21 protein-coding genes are annotated in these 21341 nt (G+C 56.7%); 18 read left to right on the top strand and 3 right to left on the bottom strand.

Features of this window, described 5'->3' with window-relative positions; genetic code table 11:
- Positions 1-147: 147 nt before the first annotated feature.
- The 3 genes from pyrG (at position 148) to queE (ending at position 4229) form a co-directional block, all read left to right on the top strand.
- Entirely contained in the window at positions 148-1785 is a 1638-nt protein-coding gene (gene pyrG / locus NR195_RS21250) for a glutamine hydrolyzing CTP synthase (protein WP_010248572.1), read from the top strand.
- Between the two features lie 76 nt (positions 1786-1861).
- The gene (gene eno, locus NR195_RS21245; protein WP_256844884.1) at positions 1862-3157 is read left to right on the top strand and encodes a phosphopyruvate hydratase; all 1296 of its coding nucleotides are present in this window, start codon (positions 1862-1864) and stop codon (positions 3155-3157) included.
- Positions 3158-3557: 400 nt separating this feature from the next.
- On the top strand, positions 3558-4229 hold the full coding sequence (gene queE / locus NR195_RS21240; RefSeq protein WP_010248569.1) for a 7-carboxy-7-deazaguanine synthase QueE: 672 nt from the start codon (positions 3558-3560) through the stop codon (positions 4227-4229).
- Positions 4230-4338: 109 nt separating this feature from the next.
- On the opposite strand, the gene queD is transcribed toward queE, so the two are convergent.
- A complete protein-coding gene (gene queD / locus NR195_RS21235) occupies positions 4339-4698 on the bottom strand; it encodes a 6-carboxytetrahydropterin synthase QueD (RefSeq protein ID WP_010248568.1) in 360 nt (119 codons plus the stop codon).
- Between the two features lie 299 nt (positions 4699-4997).
- On the opposite strand from queD, the gene cysJ reads away from it, so the two are divergent.
- The 3 genes from cysJ to NR195_RS21220 are packed head-to-tail and all read left to right on the top strand — an operon-like array spanning position 4998 to position 9261.
- Positions 4998-6809 carry an NADPH-dependent assimilatory sulfite reductase flavoprotein subunit gene (cysJ, locus tag NR195_RS21230; RefSeq protein WP_256844883.1) on the top strand — a complete coding sequence of 604 codons (1812 nt, stop codon included), beginning with the start codon at positions 4998-5000 and terminating at the stop codon, positions 6807-6809.
- The gene (gene cysI / locus NR195_RS21225) at positions 6809-8530 is read left to right on the top strand and encodes an assimilatory sulfite reductase (NADPH) hemoprotein subunit (RefSeq protein ID WP_256844882.1); all 1722 of its coding nucleotides are present in this window, start codon (positions 6809-6811) and stop codon (positions 8528-8530) included. The genes cysJ and cysI overlap by 1 nt, the downstream gene beginning before the upstream one ends.
- The gene (locus NR195_RS21220) at positions 8527-9261 is read left to right on the top strand and encodes a phosphoadenylyl-sulfate reductase (RefSeq protein WP_010672133.1); all 735 of its coding nucleotides are present in this window, start codon (positions 8527-8529) and stop codon (positions 9259-9261) included. Before cysI ends, NR195_RS21220 begins: the two co-directional genes overlap by 4 nt.
- Positions 9262-9321: 60 nt before the next feature.
- On the opposite strand, the gene NR195_RS21215 is transcribed toward NR195_RS21220, so the two are convergent.
- Both NR195_RS21215 and NR195_RS21210 read right to left on the bottom strand, forming a co-directional pair.
- Positions 9322-9606 carry a YciI family protein gene (locus NR195_RS21215; protein WP_010248560.1) on the bottom strand — a complete coding sequence of 95 codons (285 nt, stop codon included), beginning with the start codon at positions 9604-9606 and terminating at the stop codon, positions 9322-9324.
- 9 nt (positions 9607-9615) lie between these two features.
- Positions 9616-10629, bottom strand: coding sequence for an aminopeptidase (locus tag NR195_RS21210; protein WP_010672132.1), 1014 nt, complete (start codon positions 10627-10629; stop codon positions 9616-9618).
- A gap of 363 nt (positions 10630-10992) precedes the next feature.
- On the opposite strand from NR195_RS21210, the gene cysG reads away from it, so the two are divergent.
- The 12 genes from cysG (at position 10993) to nlpD (ending at position 21315) form a co-directional block, all read left to right on the top strand.
- Positions 10993-12408, top strand: coding sequence for a siroheme synthase CysG (gene cysG / locus NR195_RS21205; protein WP_010672131.1), 1416 nt, complete (start codon positions 10993-10995; stop codon positions 12406-12408).
- Between the two features lie 9 nt (positions 12409-12417).
- The gene (gene cysD / locus NR195_RS21200; protein ID WP_010248554.1) at positions 12418-13326 is read left to right on the top strand and encodes a sulfate adenylyltransferase subunit CysD; all 909 of its coding nucleotides are present in this window, start codon (positions 12418-12420) and stop codon (positions 13324-13326) included.
- A gap of 11 nt (positions 13327-13337) precedes the next feature.
- Complete coding sequence (gene cysN / locus NR195_RS21195) at positions 13338-14765, top strand: sulfate adenylyltransferase subunit CysN (protein ID WP_010248552.1); 1428 nt, start codon at positions 13338-13340, stop codon at positions 14763-14765.
- Positions 14765-15370 (top strand): adenylyl-sulfate kinase, encoded by a 606-nt coding sequence (cysC, locus tag NR195_RS21190; RefSeq protein WP_061703047.1) that lies wholly within the window; start codon positions 14765-14767, stop codon positions 15368-15370. Before cysN ends, cysC begins: the two co-directional genes overlap by 1 nt.
- 54 nt (positions 15371-15424) lie before the next feature.
- Complete coding sequence (locus NR195_RS21185) at positions 15425-15745, top strand: DUF3561 family protein (protein WP_010248547.1); 321 nt, start codon at positions 15425-15427, stop codon at positions 15743-15745.
- Positions 15746-15922: 177 nt separating this feature from the next.
- The gene (ftsB, locus tag NR195_RS21180; RefSeq protein ID WP_010248545.1) at positions 15923-16240 is read left to right on the top strand and encodes a cell division protein FtsB; all 318 of its coding nucleotides are present in this window, start codon (positions 15923-15925) and stop codon (positions 16238-16240) included.
- A 3-nt stretch (positions 16241-16243) separates the two neighbouring features.
- On the top strand, positions 16244-16960 hold the full coding sequence (gene ispD / locus NR195_RS21175) for a 2-C-methyl-D-erythritol 4-phosphate cytidylyltransferase (protein ID WP_010248543.1): 717 nt from the start codon (positions 16244-16246) through the stop codon (positions 16958-16960).
- Complete coding sequence (gene ispF, locus NR195_RS21170) at positions 16960-17442, top strand: 2-C-methyl-D-erythritol 2,4-cyclodiphosphate synthase (RefSeq protein ID WP_010248541.1); 483 nt, start codon at positions 16960-16962, stop codon at positions 17440-17442. The genes ispD and ispF overlap by 1 nt, the downstream gene beginning before the upstream one ends.
- Positions 17439-18479, top strand: a complete 1041-nt coding sequence (truD, locus tag NR195_RS21165) for a tRNA pseudouridine(13) synthase TruD (protein ID WP_122889666.1) — start codon at positions 17439-17441, stop codon at positions 18477-18479. Before ispF ends, truD begins: the two co-directional genes overlap by 4 nt.
- Positions 18480-18670: 191 nt before the next feature.
- Positions 18671-19432 (top strand): 5'/3'-nucleotidase SurE, encoded by a 762-nt coding sequence (gene surE / locus NR195_RS21160; protein WP_256844881.1) that lies wholly within the window; start codon positions 18671-18673, stop codon positions 19430-19432.
- Positions 19426-20052 (top strand): protein-L-isoaspartate(D-aspartate) O-methyltransferase, encoded by a 627-nt coding sequence (locus NR195_RS21155; protein ID WP_010248537.1) that lies wholly within the window; start codon positions 19426-19428, stop codon positions 20050-20052. The genes surE and NR195_RS21155 overlap by 7 nt, the downstream gene beginning before the upstream one ends.
- A gap of 162 nt (positions 20053-20214) precedes the next feature.
- Positions 20215-21315 carry a murein hydrolase activator NlpD gene (gene nlpD / locus NR195_RS21150; protein ID WP_010248535.1) on the top strand — a complete coding sequence of 367 codons (1101 nt, stop codon included), beginning with the start codon at positions 20215-20217 and terminating at the stop codon, positions 21313-21315.
- Positions 21316-21341: the final 26 nt, after the last annotated feature.

Below are 21341 nucleotides of genomic sequence, written 5' to 3'. Positions count from 1 at the left end.
TCATTGGCGGCTATCGGCTATGTTAGCCGCAGCAATGCGTTGGAGGATGGCGGTGATTCATCAATTGTGGCTGATAGCGGTTTCCAGTATACTGTTTTCCCGTCCTGGTTATTCCACCGTCTTTAAACCTAAACTCTCAGGTTCAGCATGACAACGAATTATATTTTTGTGACCGGCGGGGTCGTTTCCTCTCTGGGTAAAGGCATTGCCGCAGCCTCCCTCGCAGCCATTCTCGAAGCCCGTGGTCTGAACGTGACCATCATGAAGCTGGACCCGTATATCAACGTGGATCCAGGCACCATGAGCCCGACGCAGCACGGTGAAGTTTTCGTCACTGATGACGGCGCTGAAACCGATCTGGATTTGGGTCACTACGAGCGCTTCATCCGTACCAAAATGTCGCGTCGTAACAACTTCACCACTGGCCGTATCTACTCAGAAGTCCTGCGCAAAGAGCGCCGTGGCGACTATCTGGGCGCAACCATTCAGGTTATTCCGCACATCACCAACGCCATCAAAGAACGCATTATTGAAGGCGGTGAAGGTCATGATGTGGTACTGGTCGAAATCGGCGGCACGGTCGGGGATATCGAATCACTGCCGTTCCTGGAAGCGATTCGCCAGATGGCCGTTGATGTGGGCCGCGAACACACCATGTATATGCACCTCACGCTGGTGCCGTATATGGCGGCTGCCGGTGAAGTGAAAACCAAACCGACCCAGCACTCGGTGAAAGAGCTGCTGTCAATTGGTATTCAGCCAGACGTGCTGATTTGCCGTTCTGACCGTGCCGTACCGGCCAACGAACGCGCTAAAATCGCCCTGTTCTGTAACGTCCCTGAAAAAGCGGTTATCTCGCTGAAAGACGTTGATTCCATCTACAAGATTCCGGGCATGCTGAAATCGCAGGGCCTGGATGACTATATCTGCAAGCGCTTCAACCTGAATGCACCGGAAGCCAACCTGGCCGAATGGGAGCAGGTGATCTACGAAGAAGCCAATCCGGGTGGTGAAGTCACCATCGGTATGGTGGGCAAGTATGTGGAATTGCCGGATGCCTACAAGTCGGTCATCGAAGCGCTGAAACATGGCGGCCTGAAAAATCGCGTCACCGTGAACATCAAACTGATCGATTCGCAGGATGTTGAATCACGCGGTGTCGAATTACTGAAAGATCTGGATGCGATTCTGATCCCGGGTGGCTTCGGTTACCGTGGCGTGGAAGGCAAGCTGATGACCGCGCAGTATGCACGTGAAAACAACGTGCCGTACCTGGGTATCTGCCTGGGCATGCAGGTTGCGCTGATGGAGTTCGCCCGCAATGTCGCCGGGATGCCGGGCGCCAACTCCACGGAATTTGTGCCAGACTGTAAATATCCGGTGGTGGCATTAATCACCGAATGGCGTGACGAAGATGGCAACGTCGAAGTCCGCAGCGAGCAGAGCGATCTGGGCGGCACCATGCGTCTGGGCAGCCAGCAGTGTCAGTTAACGCCGGGCAGCCAGGTTCGCCAGCTCTACGGCTCTGACACTATCGTTGAGCGCCATCGCCACCGCTATGAAGTGAACAATATGCTGTTAAAGCAGATTGAAGCAGCCGGTCTGCGCGTAGCAGGTCGCTCTGGTGATGATCAACTGGTTGAGATTATCGAGATCCCGAACCATCCGTGGTTTGTGGCCTGCCAGTTCCATCCTGAGTTTACCTCGACCCCACGCGACGGCCATCCGTTGTTTGCCGGCTTTGTTAAAGCCGCACATGAGCATCAGAAGCGTTTAGCGAAGTAAGTTTCACAGGCAGCGCGCGAACTTTTCGCGCGTTGCTTGTCTTAGGATTGACTAACTTGTACTGAGGAAAATCGTAATGTCCAAAATCGTAAAAGTCATCGGTCGCGAAATTATCGACTCACGTGGTAACCCGACTGTTGAAGCTGAAGTGCATCTGGAAGGCGGTTTCGTAGGCCTGGCAGCTGCACCATCAGGTGCCTCTACCGGTTCACGCGAAGCGCTGGAACTGCGTGACGGTGACAAATCACGTTATCTGGGCAAAGGCGTAACCAAAGCCGTTGCTGCAGTAAACGGTCCGATTGCTGAAGCGGTAAAAGGCAAAGACGCGAAAGATCAGGCGAACATCGATAAGATCATGATCGACCTGGACGGTACTGAGAACAAATCTAACTTCGGTGCTAACGCCATTCTGGCTGTTTCACTGGCAGCTGCTAAAGCCGCTGCAGCCTCTAAAGGTCAGCCGCTGTACGAGCACATCGCTGAACTGAACGGCACCCCAGGCAAATACTCTATGCCACTGCCAATGATGAACATCATCAACGGCGGCGAACATGCCGACAACAACGTCGACATCCAGGAATTCATGATCCAGCCGGTTGGCGCTCCGAACCTGAAAGAAGCCATCCGTATGGGTTCTGAAGTGTTCCACAGCCTGGCAAAAGTGCTGAAAAGCAAAGGCATGAGCACTGCAGTGGGTGACGAAGGCGGCTACGCGCCTAACCTGGGTTCCAACGCCGAAGCGCTGGCTGTTATCGCTGAAGCGGTAAAAGCAGCAGGCTACGAGCTGGGCAAAGACATCACCCTGGCGATGGACTGTGCGGCATCTGAGTTCTACAAAGATGGCAAATACGTTCTGGCCGGTGAAGGCGGTAAATCGTTTACCTCTGAAGAGTTCACCCACTTCCTGGAAGATCTGACTAAACAGTATCCGATCGTTTCTATCGAAGATGGCCTGGACGAATCTGACTGGGACGGCTTCGCTTACCAGACCAAAGTACTGGGCGACAAAATCCAGCTGGTGGGTGATGACCTGTTCGTTACCAACACCAAAATCCTGAAAGAAGGTATCGATAAAGGTATCGCTAACTCCATTCTGATCAAATTCAACCAGATCGGTTCTCTGACCGAAACTATGGCTGCGATCAAAATGGCGAAAGACGCGGGCTACACTGCCGTGATCTCTCACCGTTCAGGCGAAACCGAAGATGCGACCATCGCTGACCTGGCGGTAGGTACTGCAGCGGGCCAGATCAAAACCGGTTCAATGAGCCGTTCTGACCGTGTTGCTAAGTACAACCAGCTGATCCGTATTGAAGAAGCGCTGGGTTCTAAAGCGCCATTCAACGGTCTGAAAGAAGTTAAAGGTCAGTAATGACTGTGCGTTGATGTCGCGCTAAGTGACATCATCGGCCTCTGAAGCCCCGCCTTGTGCGGGGCTTTTTGTTGGTGGCGGTGTGCAGACGCAGATGGCAAGGCCCGATCGCCAAAGCGGCATCTCTGCCGGCCGGGTCCGCGCGATTACGCACCTCATCCCTGAGGTACGCCCGTTACCGGGACAACGTTTTGCGTTGTTCAAAAACGCTTCCGGCGTTTTTGTCCTGAGCGCGGGACGCTTTGCTCTTCGGTCCTGGCCATCCACGTTCTGAGCCTGTCAGCCGTCTGAAGCCCCTCATTTGTGTTTTGTCCGGCGCGGAGAAAAGGCACAACGCGTGGTTGAGCTGCGCGGCAAATCTGCCATAATCAGCGCCCTGTTTTTTTCAAGCGAGTCCGTAATGCAATACCCGATTAACGAAATGTTCCAGACACTGCAGGGCGAAGGTTATTACACCGGCGTGCCTGCCATTTTCATTCGTTTGCAGGGATGCCCGGTGGGCTGTAGCTGGTGCGATACCAAACACACCTGGGAAAAGCGGACAGATCGGGAAACGTCGCTGGGCGATATTTTGATCAAGACGGTGGAAAGCGACGCCTGGGGTGATGCCGACGCGGCGACCCTGGTGAGTGCCATTGCGCAGCAGGGCTGGACGGCGCGTCATGTGGTCATCACCGGTGGTGAACCGGCGATTTACGATCTGCGTCCGTTAACCACTGCGCTGGAGCAGCACGGTTTCCAGTGCCAGATTGAGACCAGCGGAACCCACGAGATTCACTGTTCCGAACGGACCTGGGTGACCGTCTCGCCGAAGGTCAACATGCGCGGCGGCTACGATGTTCTGCCCCAGGCGCTGAGCCGGGCCGATGAAATCAAGCATCCGGTGGCGCGCGAGCGTGATGTGGAAGCGCTGGATCGGCTGCTGGCAGGCATTGATGACACCAAAGCGCGTATCATCGCCCTGCAGCCAATCAGCCGCAAAGATGATGCAACCCGGCTCTGTATTGAGACCTGCATTGCTCGTAACTGGCGTCTGTCGATGCAGACCCATAAATATCTCAATATCGCCTGATCCTGATAAAGCGGCACGCAATGAGCCGTTAACCACAGGGAAGTGTTGAGCGTCAGAGGCAGGACGGAGAGAAAAGCCGCGTCGGATCGAAGGGTTCGATCCGACAGGGTTAGCCGCGGTAAACGCAGCCTGCGGTGCAGGTTTCTTTGATCATCACCGCGCTAAGCAGCGGCAGTTGCGGCTTCATCTGATCCCAGATCCATTTCGCCAGCACTTCGCTGGTGGGATTTTCCAGGCCGGGAATATCATTCAGATAGTAGTGGTCCAGCCGATTGTAGACAGGCTTAAACGCCGCCTTCAGCTCAGCAAAATCCATAACCCAGCCGGTATGCGCATCCACTTCGCCGGTAATCTCCAGACGAACCAGGAACGAATGACCGTGCAGACGGCCACATTTGTGTCCGGCCGGCACATTCGGTAGATGATGCGCGGCTTCGAACTGGAACTCTTTAAACAAGGTGGTAGACATAATGGTTCTCAGACATTAAAAAACCGCTGAATTCTACCTGATTACCGCTTTTTTCGCACCCGAACCGCACAAACCGAACCTTTTCCTGCGCGTTTATACAGTGTCGTCCAGCTAATTAACTGATATATCACCGCTTTGCTTACCACTTTTAACGATTATTCCTACCTGGAAAACCATTTAGTCATTTTGGTTATTTGATATGTCGAAGGTGTATTTAATCGTTAATATACGGACCGGTAACCTACGCACTCTTCCGCCATTTTACGGTCCGGACTTCTGATACTGGAATTTTTAACGCGATGACGACTCAGGCACCTGGTTCAATGCTTCCGCTCTCCCCGGAACAACTCGCTCGCTTACAGGCGGCGACGACAGATTATTCCCCGACTCAACTGGCGTGGCTGTCAGGCTATTTCTGGGGCAGGGTGGAACAGACCCCGGGTAGCGCCGTCGCCAGCACTGCATCTGCTCCGGCTCCGGCCGAAGCGCCCGCCATTACGCTGCTTTCCGCTTCCCAGACCGGCAACGCACGTCGTCTGGCTGAGCAGTTGCGTGATGACCTGCTGGCCGCAAAGCTGAACGTAAACCTGGTGAATGCCGGTGATTACAAGTTCAAACAGATTGGCCAGGAAAAAATGCTGGTGGTTGTAACCTCCACCCAGGGCGAAGGCGAACCGCCAGAAGAGGCGGTGGCGCTGCATAAATTCCTGATGTCGAAAAAGGCACCGAAAATGGAGGGTGCCGCCTTCGCAGTGTTTGGCCTGGGCGACACCTCTTATGAATTCTTCAGTCAGGCGGGTAAAGATTTTGACAGCCGACTGGCGGAGCTGGGCGGCGAGCGTCTGCTGGATCGCGTCGATGCAGATGTTGAGTATGCGGAGCAGGCCGCCGCCTGGCGCAATGCACTGACGGAAATTCTCAAGAAACGCGTTCCCACTGAATCCCCGGCGCAGGCTGCGGCGACAGCAGCCGGCAGCGTCAACGAAGTCACCACCAGCCCCTATACTAAAGAGTCGCCGCTCAGCGCGAGTCTGGCGGTGAATCAGAAAATTACCGGACGGGACTCAGATAAAGATGTGCGCCATATCGAAATCGATCTGGGCGATTCCGGTCTGCGCTACCAGCCTGGCGATGCGCTGGGCGTCTGGTATGAGAACGATGCGGCGCTGGTCAGCGAACTGCTGGAGCTGGTCTGGCTGAAAGGCGATGAGCCGGTAGAGGTTCAGGGGAAAACCCTGCCGCTGGCGGAGGCGCTGCTAAAGCATTTCGAGCTGACGGTTAACACCGCGCAGATCGTGGCGCAGTATGCCCAGCTGTCACGCAACGCGGAGTTGCTCTCACTGGTGGATGATAAAGCCAGGCTGCAGCACTATGCGCAGCACTATCCGATTGTGGATATGGTGCGCCTGGCACCGTCTGAACTCAGCGCTGAACAGCTGACCGGCCTGCTGCGACCGCTGACGCCGCGACTCTACTCTATCGCCTCTTCGCAGGCTGAAACCGATACCGAAGTGCATATCACCGTCGGTGCCGTTCGCTTTGATATTGAAGGTCGCCAGCGTGGCGGCGGTGCATCGACCTGGCTGGCCGATCGCATCGAAGAAGAGGGCGAAGTCCGGGTCTTCATCGAACACAACGACAACTTCCGCCTGCCGGCTAATCCGGATGCGCCAGTGATCATGATTGGTCCGGGCACCGGCATCGCGCCGTTCCGCGCCTTTATGCAGCAGCGCGACAACGACGATGCCAGCGGCAAAAACTGGCTATTCTTTGGTAATCCGCACTTCACCGACGATTTCCTCTATCAGGTGGAGTGGCAGAAATATGTGAAAGATGGTCTGCTGACTCATATCGACCTCGCCTGGTCACGCGATCAGGCAGAGAAGATTTACGTACAGGATAAGATCCGCGCGAAAGGGGCCGAAGTGTGGCGCTGGATTGAAGAGGGCGCGCATCTTTATGTCTGTGGCGACGCGAATCGTATGGCAAAAGACGTCGAGCAGGCATTGCTGGATGTGGTGGTCGAACACGGCGGAATGGATCGTGAAACGGCCGACGAATTTTTAAGTGAGCTGCGCATTGAGCGCCGTTATCAGCGAGACGTTTACTAATGAGCGATAAACACCCTGGACCGCTGGTTGTAGAAGGCAAATTAGCAGACGCTGAGCGTCTGAAGAAGCAGAGCAACTATCTGCGCGGCACCATTAAAGAAGATCTGGAAGAGGGTCTGACCGGCGGTTTTACCGGCGACAACTTCCTGCTGATCCGTTTTCACGGCATGTACCAGCAGGACGATCGCGATATTCGTGCCGAACGTGCTGAGCAGAAGCTGGAGCCGCGCCACGCCATGATGCTGCGTTGCCGGTTGCCGGGCGGCATCATTACGCCGACTCAGTGGCTGGCTATCGACAAATTTGCCACCGATAAAACCATCTATGGCAGCATCCGTCTGACTAACCGTCAGACCTTCCAGTTTCACGGCATTCTGAAGAAGAACGTTAAGCCGACGCATCAGATGCTGCATGAAGTGGGGCTGGATGCGCTGGCGACCGCCAACGACGTCAACCGTAACGTGCTCTGTACGTCGAACCCGGTTGAGTCGGAGCTGCATCAGGAAGCGTATGAGTGGGCGAAGAAACTCTCTGAGCATCTGCTGCCACGCACCCGTGCCTATGCGGAGATCTGGTGGGATAAAGAAAAAGTCGCCACCACCGACGAAGAGCCGATCCTCGGTGAAACGTATCTGCCGCGTAAATTCAAAACTACTGTGGTGATCCCGCCGCATAACGACGTGGATCTGCACGCCAACGATCTGAACTTTGTCGCTGTCGCCGAGCACGGCAAGCTGGTGGGCTTTAACCTGCTGGTGGGTGGCGGGCTGTCGATTGAGCACGGTAACAAAGCGACCTATGCGCGCACCGCCAGCGAGTTTGGCTATTTCCCGGTGGAGAAGATCCTCAACGTTGCCGAGGCGGTGGTCACGACGCAGCGCGACTGGGGCAACCGCACCGACCGTAAAAACGCCAAAACCAAGTACACGCTGGAACGCGTTGGCGTCGAGACCTTTAAAGCCGAAGTTGAAAAACGGGCAGGCGTGACGTTTGAGCCGATCCGTCCTTATGAGTTCACCACCCGTGGCGATCGCATTGGCTGGATTAAAGGCATCGACAACAAATGGCACCTGACGCTGTTTATCGAAAATGGTCGCCTGCTCGACTATCCGGGCCGACCGCTGAAAAGCGGCATCGCTGAAATTGCGAAAATTCATCAGGGCGATTTCCGCCTGACCGCTAACCAGAACCTGATTGTGGCGGGCGTGCCGGAAAGCGAAAAAGCGCAGATCGAAGCAATCGCGCGCGAACATGGTCTGATGGATCACGTTACGGCACAGCGCGAAAACTCGATGGCCTGCGTGGCGTTCCCGACCTGTCCGCTGGCGATGGCAGAAGCCGAGCGCTTCCTGCCTGCCTTCGTGACCAAAGTAGAAGGGATCATGCATGCGCATGGCGTTGGCGATGAGCACATAGTGTTACGCGTTACCGGTTGTCCCAATGGGTGTGGCCGTGCCATGCTGGCTGAGCTGGGGCTGGTGGGTAAAGCGCCAGGTCGCTACAACCTGCATCTGGGTGGAAACCGCAGCGGAACGCGTATTCCCCGCATGTACCGTGAAAACATTAACGAAAGCGAAATTCTCGCCACCATTGATGAGCTGGTGGGACGCTGGGCCACTGAGCGCCAGGCCGCTGAAGGCTTTGGTGACTTCACCATCCGCGCGGGCATTGTTGCGCCGGTGCTGGACCCGGCACGCGATTTTTGGGAGGAAGCAAAATGAGTCACCCCGACCTCGCAGCACTGAATGAGATGTCCAAAGTCCAGCGTGCTATGGCGCTGGCCGCGACCAATGCGCAGCTGGAGAAGTCATCTGCGGAAGAGCGGGTCAGCTGGGCGCTGGAGAATCTGCCGGGTGCCTATGTGCTCTCCTCCAGTTTCGGTATTCAGGCCGCGGTGTCGCTGCATCTGGTGACGCGTCTGCAGCCCGATATTCCGGTGATCCTGACCGACACCGGCTATCTGTTCCCGGAGACCTATCGTTTTATTGATGAGCTGGCGGACCAGCTCAATCTCAACCTTAAAGTGTTCCGTGCCGAAACCTCACCGGCCTGGCAGGAAGCGCGCTACGGCAAACTGTGGGAGCAGGGCGTCGAGGGGATTGAGAAATATAACGAGATCAACAAAGTTGAGCCGATGAATCGCGCCATTGAAACCCTGGGCGCGCAGACCTGGTTTGCCGGATTGCGCCGCGACCAGTCGGGCAGCCGGGCGAATCTGCCGGTGCTGGGCGTCCAGCGTGGCGTCTTTAAGCTGCTGCCGATTATCGACTGGGATAACCGCCAGATTCATCAGTATCTGGAGCAGCATAAGCTGAAGTACCATCCGCTGTGGGATGAAGGCTATCTATCGGTGGGCGATACCCATACCACCCGCAAGTGGGAGCCGGGTATGGCAGAAGAAGAGACGCGCTTCTTCGGCCTCAAGCGCGAGTGTGGTCTGCACGAAGGCTGACGCAGGACTTCTCTCCCCGCACACAGGGAGAGAAGTTTTTGGCTGCAGTCAGGCGGAAAGCTAAGCGCCTTTTAATCCGGCAAACGCCTCTGCTGCACGGGTCACATTCACTTTCGTCACCTCATACTCTGCCACCGTGACAAACGGATCTTCCGCTAAAATTGCATCCAGCTCTTCTCGTTCCATCTCCCTGACCAGTAACATGCCGCCCGTGCGCGGATCTTTACGTCCCGCTGCAATAAAAAAGCCCGCGTCAAAATAGCGATCCAGCCATTCGATATGGGCTGCCAGCAGCGCTTCAACTTCTTCTACCGGACGAACGTAATTCAGAAAGACCACGTACATGTCAGATCCTTACACTTTGGGATTGGTCAGTTCACTGAGCAGCGGCAGCAGCACGCGAACGCTGTCGCGGGTTCGCAAGGTTATCTGCCCCGGCAGCCAGCGGTCGAGATAGCTCAGATTATCCAGGTCAGTCTGATGGCGGGTAACGCCATCAGGAAAGTGGGGACTACGATGACGCTGCAGCGCACCATCTTTATTACCCAGCGTCCAGTTGCTGGCGGTCACATCCAGCAGCGGAAAGCCCGCCTTGTCGAAGGCATTAAGAGCGTCAAAATCTTTACGGTTCAGCTGATGACTGGCGGCGGGAATGCCCTGCTGGCGTGCCAGTAACAGGGCTCGTTCGCTGGTCTGCTTGCGCACCGCCCGGGGCGTATTCATGCCGCTGTTAAAATAGAGATGATCGCCGGTGATCAGGCTATTCAGATCGATGACCAGCAGGGTATTCTTCTTCTCACGCGTGCTCATCCGCTCAACATAATCATCCATGCCGTGCAGATCCGCCTCTCCGGCGCTCAGCGCCACAAAGCGTATGCCGTAATGCAGCGGTTTGCGGCTCAGCTGCTGCGCCAGCTCCAGCATTACGCCAAGACCCGAAGCATTATCATCGACGCCCTGCAGGCGTAAGCCGCCCAGGTTGTGCTGGGCCTGGCTGCTATTTTGCGGCGTCCAGGTATCCAGATGTGCCACGATCAGAATCTCCTGCGGCACGCTGCCTGCACGCGCGGCAATCACCGAGGTTGCCGTGAGCTTATGCCAGCGCTGCGTGCCGTCCTCTTCCTGCCACTTATAGCCGGTCCTGAACTGGCGGGTATTGGTCTTATACCCCAGCGCGGTAAATTGCTGTTGCAGGTAGTCGGCTGCCATCAGCTCAGCCGGGCTGCCGCTCATCCGGCCAGGAAACAAGGTGGCGATGTGCCGGACCTGCTGTTCGGCAAACTGGCCAGGCGGAGTGGCCAGAGCCAGCGGAGAAATGAGTGCGCCAAATAAAATTGTCGCTACCCTCAAGCGGAGGGAATAAAACATAGTGCATCCTTTTTCATTATTCGGGAGCCGTTCCGCATGGGGACCAGGGCCAGCCATGCCGCGCGCATTATATCCTTTTTGTCCCGTGACTTTGTTAGTGGAATCGGGCGCTGTCACTACCGAAAGGCGTAACGGACCATTATCGCTGGCACTTATCTGCTTTTGCTGCCGCAGGTGTGGCTTTCAATATGTGAGCCTGTTCACGAAAAAGCCATTAAATTTCATCTGCTAAGACCAAATTGTTCTGTGCTTTGCGGCGTCGTTATTCCATTCGGTAACTACTCATTCCAATTCGTAATTTCATCTGGATAAACCCAGCGACGTATAGTCGCGTTAATACAAAGTTAAAACATCAGGGTTAACGTGGACTATTTGCCTCTTTTTGCCGATCTTTCTGGCCGCCCGGTTCTGGTTGTCGGCGGGGGAGATATTGCGGCGCGAAAAATTGAACTGCTGCGCCGTGCACGCGCGCGCGTTCTGATCGCATCTCGTGAACTCTGCCCTGAACTGCAGGCACTGCTGGATAAGCAGGAGCTGGAGTGGCTGGCGACCGAATTTGACCCGGCCCAGCTGGATGGCGTTTTCCTGGTGATTGCCGCCACCGACGACAACCATCTCAACACCCAGGTGTTTGAAGCCGCCAATGCGCGGCATAAGCTGGTTAACGTGGTGGATGACCAGCCAAAATGCACCTTTATCTTCCCCTCGATTGTTGACCGCTCACCGCTGGTGGTGGCGATCTCCTCCAGCGGCACCGCACCGGTGCTGGCACGCATGCTGCGCGAAAAAATCGAAACGCTGCTGCCTGCCAGTCTGGGTCAGATGGCTGAAGTGGCCGGACTCTGGCGCGATAAAGTCAAACAGCGCTTCAGCCGCATGTCTGACCGTCGGCGCTTCTGGGAACGCGCTTTCGACGGCCGGTTCGCCAGTGAGATGTCTGCCGGTAACGTCGAAGAGGCGAAACGCACGCTGGACCGCGAACTGCAGGAAGAGCCGACCCGTCAGGGCGAGATCTTTCTGGTGGGCGCCGGGCCGGGCGACAGCGGTCTGCTGACGCTGCGTGGCCTGCAGGTGATGCAGTTAGCCGATGTGGTGCTCTACGACCATCTGGTCAGCGAAGAGGTGCTGGATCTGGTGCGCCGCGATGCCGATCGCATCTGCGTCGGCAAACGGGCCAGCGCGCACACGTTGCCGCAGGAAGAGATCAATCAGATGCTGGTTTCACTGGCGCTGAAAGGCAAGCGCGTCGTGCGCCTCAAGGGCGGCGATCCCTTTATCTTTGGCCGCGGCGGCGAAGAGCTGCAGGCGGCTCAGCAGGCGGGTGTGCCGTTCCAGGTGGTGCCGGGCGTCACCGCGGCAGCCGGTGCGACGGCTTATGCCGGTATTCCGCTGACCCACCGTGACTACGCGCAGAGCGTGATGTTTATTACCGGTCACTGCCGTCCCGATGGGGATGACATTGACTGGCCATCGCTGGCGCGTGCGCGTCAGACGCTGGCGATCTACATGGGAACCGTTAAAGCCGCTGCCATCAGCGAGGCGCTGATTCAGCACGGTCGCGCGCCATCAACGCCGGTGGCGGTGATCAGTCGCGGCACCCGTCAGGATCAACAGGTGCTGACCGGCACCTTAGAACAACTTGAGGCGCTGGCCGCCTCGGCACCCACTCCGGCGCTGCTGGTGATCGGAGAGGTGGTTAATCTGCACGGGCAACTCGCCTGGTTTAAACATTCAGCACAGCAGGGGGCTCGCGAGTCCGCCGTTGTCAATCTGGCTTGAGGGAAAATCATGGACCAAAAACGACTCACTCATCTGCGTCAGCTGGAGGCGGAGAGTATCCACATCATTCGCGAAGTGGCGGCGGAGTTCAGCAATCCGGTGATGATGTACTCCATCGGCAAAGACTCCTCGGTCATGCTCCATCTGGCGCGTAAAGCCTTCTACCCAGGCACGTTGCCGTTCCCATTGCTGCATGTGGATACCGGCTGGAAATTCCGTGAAATGTACGAATTTCGCGATCGCACCGTGAAAGCGATGGGCGCAGAGTTGCTGGTTCACCGCAACCCGGAAGGCGTGGCGATGGGCATCAACCCCTTTGTTCACGGCAGTGCCAAACACACTGACATCATGAAAACCGAAGGGCTGAAGCAGGCGCTGAACAAATATGGTTTTGATGCGGCCTTTGGCGGCGCACGTCGTGATGAAGAGAAGTCACGCGCCAAAGAGCGTATCTACTCATTCCGTGACCGCTTCCATCGCTGGGATCCGAAAAACCAGCGCCCTGAGCTGTGGCACAACTACAACGGTCAGATCAACAAGGGTGAAAGCATCCGCGTCTTCCCGCTGTCGAACTGGACCGAACTGGATATCTGGCAGTACATCTTCCTGGAAAACATCGAGATCGTGCCGCTCTATCTCGCCGCACCGCGTCCGGTGCTGGAGCGTGATGGCATGCTGATGATGATCGATGACGATCGCATCAACCTGCAGCCGGGTGAAGAGATCACCGAACGGATGGTCCGTTTCCGTACGCTCGGCTGCTGGCCGCTGACCGGCGCGGTAGAGTCCGAGGCGCAGACGCTGCCGGAGATCATCGAAGAGATGCTGGTTTCCACCACCAGCGAGCGTCAGGGCCGCATGATCGATCGCGATCAGTCCGGTTCGATGGAACTGAAAAAACGCCAGGGTTATTTCTAAGGAGACGCCAGATGAATACCGTAATTGCACAACAGATTGCCGACCAGGGCGGCGTTGAAGCCTGGCTGACCACGCAACAACACAAGAGCCTGCTGCGTTTTCTGACCTGCGGCAGCGTTGACGACGGAAAAAGTACCCTGATTGGACGTCTGCTACACGACACCCGTCAGATCTATGAAGATCAGCTCTCATCGCTGCACAACGACAGCAAACGTCACGGCACCCAGGGCGAGAAGCTCGATCTGGCGCTGCTGGTGGATGGTCTGCAGGCTGAGCGTGAGCAGGGCATTACCATTGATGTGGCCTACCGCTACTTCTCGACCGAAAAGCGTAAATTTATTATCGCCGACACGCCGGGACATGAGCAGTACACCCGTAACATGGCGACCGGCGCGTCAACCTGCGATCTGGCGATCCTGCTGATCGATGCGCGTAAAGGCGTACTGGATCAGACCCGCCGCCACAGCTTTATCTCGACGCTGCTGGGGATCAAACACCTGGTGGTGGCGATCAATAAGATGGATCTGGTGGAGTACAATCAGGAGCGCTTCGAACAGATCAAACAGGATTACCTCGACTTTGCTGCGCAGCTGCCGGAAGACCTCGATATCCGCTTTGTGCCGATGTCGGCGCTGGAAGGGGATAACGTCGCTTCTGCCAGTCAGACCATGCCGTGGTATAGCGGCCCGACGCTGCTGGATGTGCTGGAGACCGTGGAGCTGAAGCGCGTCGTCGATCATCAGCCGATGCGTTTCCCGGTGCAGTATGTCAACCGTCCGAACCTCGATTTTCGTGGCTATGCCGGCACCCTGGCGTCGGGCAGCGTGCAGGTAGGCCAGCGCGTTAAAGTGCTGCCTTCTGGCGTGGAGTCGACCATTGCCCGCATTGTGACCTTCGATGGCGATCTGCAGGAAGCGGGTGCAGGCGAAGCGATTACCCTGGTGCTGCAGGATGAGATTGATATCAGCCGTGGCGATCTGCTGGTGGATGCCAGTGAAGAGCTGGCAGCGGTTCAGTCTGCCAGCGTTGACGTGGTCTGGATGGCAGAACAGCCGCTGCAGGCCGGTCAGAGTTATGACCTGAAAATCGCCGGTAAGAAAACCCGTGGCCGGGTAGAGAAGGTGCTGCATCAGGTCGAGATCAACTCACTGGAGACGCGTCAGGTCGATACGCTGCCGCTGAACGGTATCGGTCGCATTGAGATCACCTTTGATGAACCGATGGTGCTCGACAGCTATCAGCAGAACCCGGTAACCGGCGGCATGATCTTTATCGATCGCCTGAGCAACGTCACCGTGGGTGCCGGCATGATCCATCAGCCAAACCATGATGCCCCGGTTAATACCGGCGAGTTCAGCGCGTTTGAGCTGGAACTGAATGCGCTGGTGCGCCGCCACTTCCCACACTGGAATGCGCGCGACCTGCTGGGCGGTCAGTAATGGCTCAGCACGACGATAACGTGGTGTGGCATGATCATCCGGTGACACGCGCCTCACGCGAACAGCAGCATGGCCATCAGGGCGTGGTGCTGTGGTTCACCGGCCTTTCGGGCTCGGGGAAATCCACCGTTGCCGGTGCGCTGGAGCAGGCGCTGCACCGCATCGGCGTCAGCACCTATCTGCTGGATGGTGACAATGTGCGTCACGGCCTCTGTCGTGACCTCGGTTTCAGCGATGATGACCGTAAAGAGAATATCCGTCGCGTCGGTGAAGTGGCGAAACTGATGGTGGATGCCGGACTCGTGGTGCTCACTGCCTTTATTTCGCCGCATCGCGCCGAGCGTCAGATGGTGCGCGATCTGCTGGAGCCGGGACAGTTTATCGAGGTATTTGTCGATACGCCGTTAGCCGTGTGTGAAGTGCGTGATCCGAAAGGGTTGTATCGCAAAGCGCGCGCCGGTGAACTGCGTAATTTCACCGGCATCGACAGCGTCTATGAGGCGCCCGATAGCCCGGAAATCCAGCTGGATGGCGAACAATTGGTTACAAAACTCGCCGCCCAATTGTTAGACCTGCTGCGTGACCGCGATATCATCAAATCCTGAAGAGACAGCGGCAAATCGTTTCTGATTTGCCGCCCTCGCGCCAACAGGATGCCTATGCAGAACATTACCCCAATGCTCGCTCGAAAAGATGACTCCTCCCCGGATGAGCCGCGCTCATTGCTGCCGGGCGGCGTTATCGGCTTTCTCGCTTACTGGTGCGCGCTGGCGATTCCTTTCCTGCTGTTCGGCTCTAACACGCTGTTCTTCTTTCTTTATACCTGGCCATTCTTTCTGGCGCTGCTGCCGGTTGCGGTGGTCACGGGTATCGCGCTGAATACGCTGCTGAGTGGACAGTGGCTGTGGGCCGCGCTCGCCACGGTGATCATGGTGGTCACGCTCTTCTGGTTAATGTTCTCTTTTCTCTCTGGCTGGTAAGCCCTCAGTGCGCCCGCGCTGATGTGCAAACGCATCGGCAGGTTACAAATCTTTTCCTGTCTGAATCGGTACTGATTCATATTTTGCGCAGACGCGCAGCAAAGCGCGCCATTTTCTCCGCTGGTGTGGAGTCCTGTGCAAAGTTATGGGATGATTGGGCCGTTTTTAGGGGGCGGGATGGGAAAACTGACGTTACTGTTATTGGTGCTGCTTGGCTGGCTGCAATATTCGTTGTGGCTGGGGAAAAATGGCATCCATGACTATACGCGCGTCAATGATGATGTCGCGGTGCAACAGGCAAACAATGCCAAACTGAAATCGCGAAACGATCAGCTGTTTGCCGAAATTGACGATCTCAATGGCGGCTCGGAAGCGATCGAGGAGCGTGCACGCAATGAACTGGGCATGATTAAGCCCGGTGAGACTTTCTATCGTCTGGTGCCTGACCAGAACAAACGCAACGCGCAACAAGCAGCGCTTAACCAACAACGATAAAACATGAACACTCTGGCCTCCCTTGCGGATGTGATTGCCGTGGTGCCCGCTGCCGGGATCGGCAGCCGCATGCAGGCAACCTGTCCGAAGCAGTATCTGACGATTGGTCAGCACACCCTTCTGGAACACAGCATTGCGCGTCTGTTTTCCCATCCCGCTATCAAACAGGTGATTGTCGCCCTCAGTCCTGATGACCAGCACTTCGCTTCACTGCCGCTGGCACGCGATCCGCGCGTGCTCAGGGTAACAGGCGGAGAGACCCGCGCCGAATCGGTGCTGGCCGGATTGCAGGCCGCACAGGGTTCCGCCTGGGTGCTGGTCCATGATGCCGCGCGTCCCTGTCTGCATCCCGACGATCTCCAGCAACTGCTCAACGTGCGTGAACAGAGCCACGTTGGCGGGATTCTGGCCGCGCCAGTGCGTGACACCATGAAACGGGGCGAGCCGGGCAAAGCCGCGGTGGCCCATACCGTAGAGCGCGACGATCTCTGGCACGCCTTAACGCCGCAATTTTTCCCTCATGCGCTGCTCACCGCCTGCCTGACGCGGGCGCTGGCAGAAGGCGCGACCATCACCGATGAAGCCTCGGCGCTGGAGTATTGCGGCTACCACCCGCTGTTAGTCAGCGGACGCAGTGATAACATCAAAGTCACCCGGCCAGAAGATCTGGCGCTGGCGGCTTTTTATCTGAGTCAGATTCAATTAAAGGAGAGCGCATGATGCGTATCGGTCACGGTTTTGACGTTCACGCCTTTGGCGGAGAGGGTCCGTTAGTGATTGGCGGTGTGCGGATCCCGTTTGAGCAGGGTTTTATCGCCCATTCGGATGGCGATGTGGCACTGCATGCGCTGACTGACGCGCTGCTGGGCGCAGTGGCGATGGGCGATATCGGCAAGCTGTTTCCTGACACCGATCCGGCCTTTAAAGGGGCGGACAGCCGCGGCCTGCTGCGTGAGGCCTGGCGCCGTATCGAAGCCAAAGGCTATCGCATCGGTAATGTCGACGTCACGATTATTGCTCAGGCACCGAAAATGCTGCCGCACGTGCCACAGATGCGGATCAATATTGCAGAAGATCTGGGCTGCCATATGGATGCGGTCAACGTCAAAGCGACCACCACCGAAAAGCTGGGCTTTACCGGGCGCGGCGAAGGCATCGCCTGTGAAGCGGTGGCGTTAGTCCTGAAAGCTGACAGCCAATGATGCTGAATTACCTGCACGGCACACCCGTGGCCTCCGGCGTGATCAAAGCCAATCCGGAAGATTTCGTGGTGGTTGAGGATCTCGGTTATGGCGCGGATGGTGAAGGTGAGCACCTGCTGGTGCGTATCCGTAAAGTGGGGGCAAATACCCGCTTTGTGGCTGAGGCACTGGCGAAGTATCTCGGTATTCATCAGCGCGACATGAGTTATGCCGGAATGAAAGATCGCCATGCGGTGACGGAACAGACTCTCTGTTTTCGCCTGCCGGGTAATGCGATGCCCGATCTGCGCGGTTTTGAGCTGGAAGGGGTCGAGATTCTGCAGGCGGTGCGCCACAAACGTAAGCTGCGCATCGGCGCACTGGCGGGGAACGCGTTCCGGCTGATCATCCGCCAGATCAGTGACCGTGATGCGGTTGAAATGCGTCTGGCGCAGATTCGCGATGCGGGCGTGCCCAACTATTTTGGTGAACAGCGCTTTGGCCGCGGCGGCAATAACCTGGTGATGGCTGAAAAGTGGGCGCGCAATGAGATCATTATTCGCGACCGCAACAAGCGCAGCCTGATGCTCTCTGCCGCGCGCAGTGCGCTGTTTAATCAGGTGACCAGTGCGCGTCTGCAACAGCAGGGTGGGCTGACTCAGGTGCTCAACGGCGATGCGTTGCAGCTGACCGGACGAGGCAGCTGGTTTGTCGCCCAGCCTGATGAACTGGCAGAGTCACAGCGCCGGGTTGAGCAGCATGAGCTGCGCATCACCGCGCCGCTGCCGGGACGGGGCGAGCCTGGCCCGCAGGCTGACGCGCTGGCCTTTGAACAGCAGGCGCTGGCTGATGAGACGCTGCTGCTGGGACTGATTGAACGTGAAAAGGTCGATGCTGCACGCCGTGCTATGTTGATGGTGCCGCGCGATATGCAGTGGAGCTGGTGGGATGATGTCACGCTGGAACTGGCATTCTGGCTGCCAGCGGGCAGCTTTGCCACCAGCGTGGTCCGGGAGCTGCTGACCCACGCGGACTCGCCCGATCAGATTGATGAGTAATCTTCGCCGCAACCTGACCCGCAGTGTGGGTAATGTTGCGGCAAACCCCCACCGTCGTGTGATTTACGCCTACCACTTCCTTGCGCGCCTCGCTAGAATGCAAAAATCGCCGTCCATTCCTCACCTGTTGCCATGCCGTTAAAACAGGTTCCGTCACGGCGACCAGTCGAATAAAAAAAGGTCAGAACGAAATGCGGATATTGCTCAGTAACGATGACGGCATTCATGCGCCAGGCATTCAGACTCTGGCGAAAGCCCTGCGGCAGATTGCTGACGTGCAGGTTGTTGCCCCCGATCGTAACCGAAGCGGTGCCTCGAACTCATTAACGCTGGAAACGCCTCTGCGCACCTTCACCCATGAAAACGGCGATATCGCCGTCCAGATGGGGACGCCGACCGACTGCGTCTATCTGGGGGTGAATGCGCTGATGCAGCCGCGTCCCGACATTGTGGTGTCGGGCATCAATGCCGGCCCCAATCTGGGCGATGATGTGATCTACTCCGGCACGGTGGCGGCATCGATGGAAGGGCGACATCTTGGCTTACCGGCTATCGCGGTTTCGCTCAATGGCCATCAGCACTACGCCACCGCGGCGGCCGTGACCTGCGCGCTCCTCAGGGCGCTGACGCATGAACCGCTGCGCACCGGCCGCATTCTCAATATCAACGTTCCCGATCTGCCGTTGTCTGAACTCAAAGGCATCCGCGTGACGCGCTGTGGCAGTCGCCATCCGGCGGATCAGGTGATTGCGCAGCAGGATCCGCGTGGCAATACACTCTACTGGATTGGTCCGCCAGGCGAAAAACTGGATGCGGGCCCCGATACGGACTTCGCCGCCGTGGATCAGGGCTACGTCTCTGTCACGGCACTCCATGTCGATTTAACGGCGCACAGCGCGCAGAACGTGCTTAGTGACTGGCTGGCTAAAGCTGAGGTGAACCTGGCATGGTGAATCGGCGTATTGAGACGTTGCTGTCACAACTGCGTCAGCAGGGCATCGATGATGAAAACCTGCTGAAAGCCATCAGCGAGGTGCCGCGCGAACGTTTTATCGACGAAGCGTTCGAGCATAAAGCCTGGGACAATGTTGCCTTGCCCATCGGCTCCGGTCAGACGATATCACAGCCCTACATGGTCGCGCGGATGACCGCGCTGCTCGGACTTAATCCGCATTCGCGTGTGCTGGAGATTGGTACGGGTTCAGGTTATCAGACGGCGATTCTTGCCCACCTGGTGGACCATGTTTATTCAGTGGAACGCATCAAAGGGCTGCAGTGGCAGGCCAAGCGCCGTCTGAAACAGCTGGATCTGCATAATGTCTCAACCCGTCATGGTGATGGCTGGCAGGGCTGGCCTTCACGTGGCCCCTTCGATGCCATCATCGTCACGGCTGCACCGCCTGAAATTCCGATTGCGCTGATAGCACAACTGGCAGAAGGCGGCATCATGGTGCTGCCGGTTGGTGAAGATCAGCAGGTACTGAAGCGCCTGCGTCGTCAGGGCGAAGAGGTGATGGAAGAGACCATCGAACCAGTGCGTTTTGTCCCGCTGGTGCAGGGCGATCTGGCCTGACCCTCTTCGTATTTCTTCACAACTGTTTCATAGCACCACGTACCTGATGTTGTTACTATCCAGTTTATTCATCGAAAACGCAGATTTTATCGCGCCGCGCAGAGTATCCTGCTGGCAGATACAGTGAAACAGATAGATCAGAGTTGCCATCACGGGGGATTAATGAGCACGGGAAGCACACTTTTTCAGTTACGCCGTCTGGCGGCGCTTTCACTGGTAGGTTTTTGGCTGGCAGGCTGTAGCTCCAGCGACAACTCACAGGCACCCATCAGTCGCGTTGGCGACAATGGTGGCATGAACACTAACCAGTCTGGAGCAGACATGAGTTCAGGCGGCGTTCCTGCCACGCCAGCCCAGGGACAAATGTTAAGCAAAAATTCAGCATCTGCCCCCGCTAGTGGTGGAATGATTAGTACCAACAGCAATGTTGAGACGCAGAATGGCCGGATTGTTTACAATCGCAGTTATCAGAACATTCCTAAGGGTAGCTACTCCGGTGAAACTTATACCGTTAAGCGTGGCGACACATTGTTTTACATCGCCTGGATTACCGGCAACGATTTCCGTGATTTAGCCCAGCGCAACAATGTTCCGGCGCCATATGGCCTGAATGTCGGACAAACTTTGCAGATTGGCAATGGGTCGGGTCAGCCGATTACTGGCGGCAATCCCATTACCGTTGCTGATGCAACGCAGGGCGGCGTTCCGGCGGCGCCACAAATTAAATCGCCTGCTGTTGCACAGCAACCTGTTATTACGTATTCTGATGATTCAGGTAATTCGGGTGGCAGCAAAATGTTGCCTTCGAATGGAGCAAATGTTGCAACGACAACAGCTCCAGTCGTTACCGCACCCCCAACGGTTAGCAGTACAACCAACAGTTCAACGCCGGTCGGAAGCTGGCGCTGGCCGACTGACGGGAAGATCATCGATAACTTCTCTGCCGCCGAAGGTGGCAATAAAGGTATCGATATCGCCGGGACGCGCGGACAATCTGTGGTCGCCACTGCTTCAGGACGAGTGGTTTACGCAGGTAACGCACTCCGGGGTTACGGTAATTTAATCATCATTAAACACAACGATGATTACCTGAGCGCCTACGCCCACAACGATACAATGCTGGTCCGGGAACAACAGGAAGTTAAGGCGGGGCAAAAGATCGCTACCATGGGTAGCACCGGAACCAGTTCAGTCAGATTACACTTTGAAATTCGTTACAAGGGGAAATCCGTAAACCCGTTGCGTTATTTACCGCAGCGATAATCCGGCAGAACAAAACAGGTTTATGT

This window comes from Pantoea sp. Ft-CA_14 (genome assembly GCF_024520875.1).
GTDB classification, from domain to species: Bacteria; Pseudomonadota; Gammaproteobacteria; order Enterobacterales; family Enterobacteriaceae; genus Pantoea; species Pantoea agglomerans.
The sequence above is the reverse complement of the archived record's forward strand: the minus strand, read 5'-3'. Positions and strand labels throughout refer to the sequence as shown.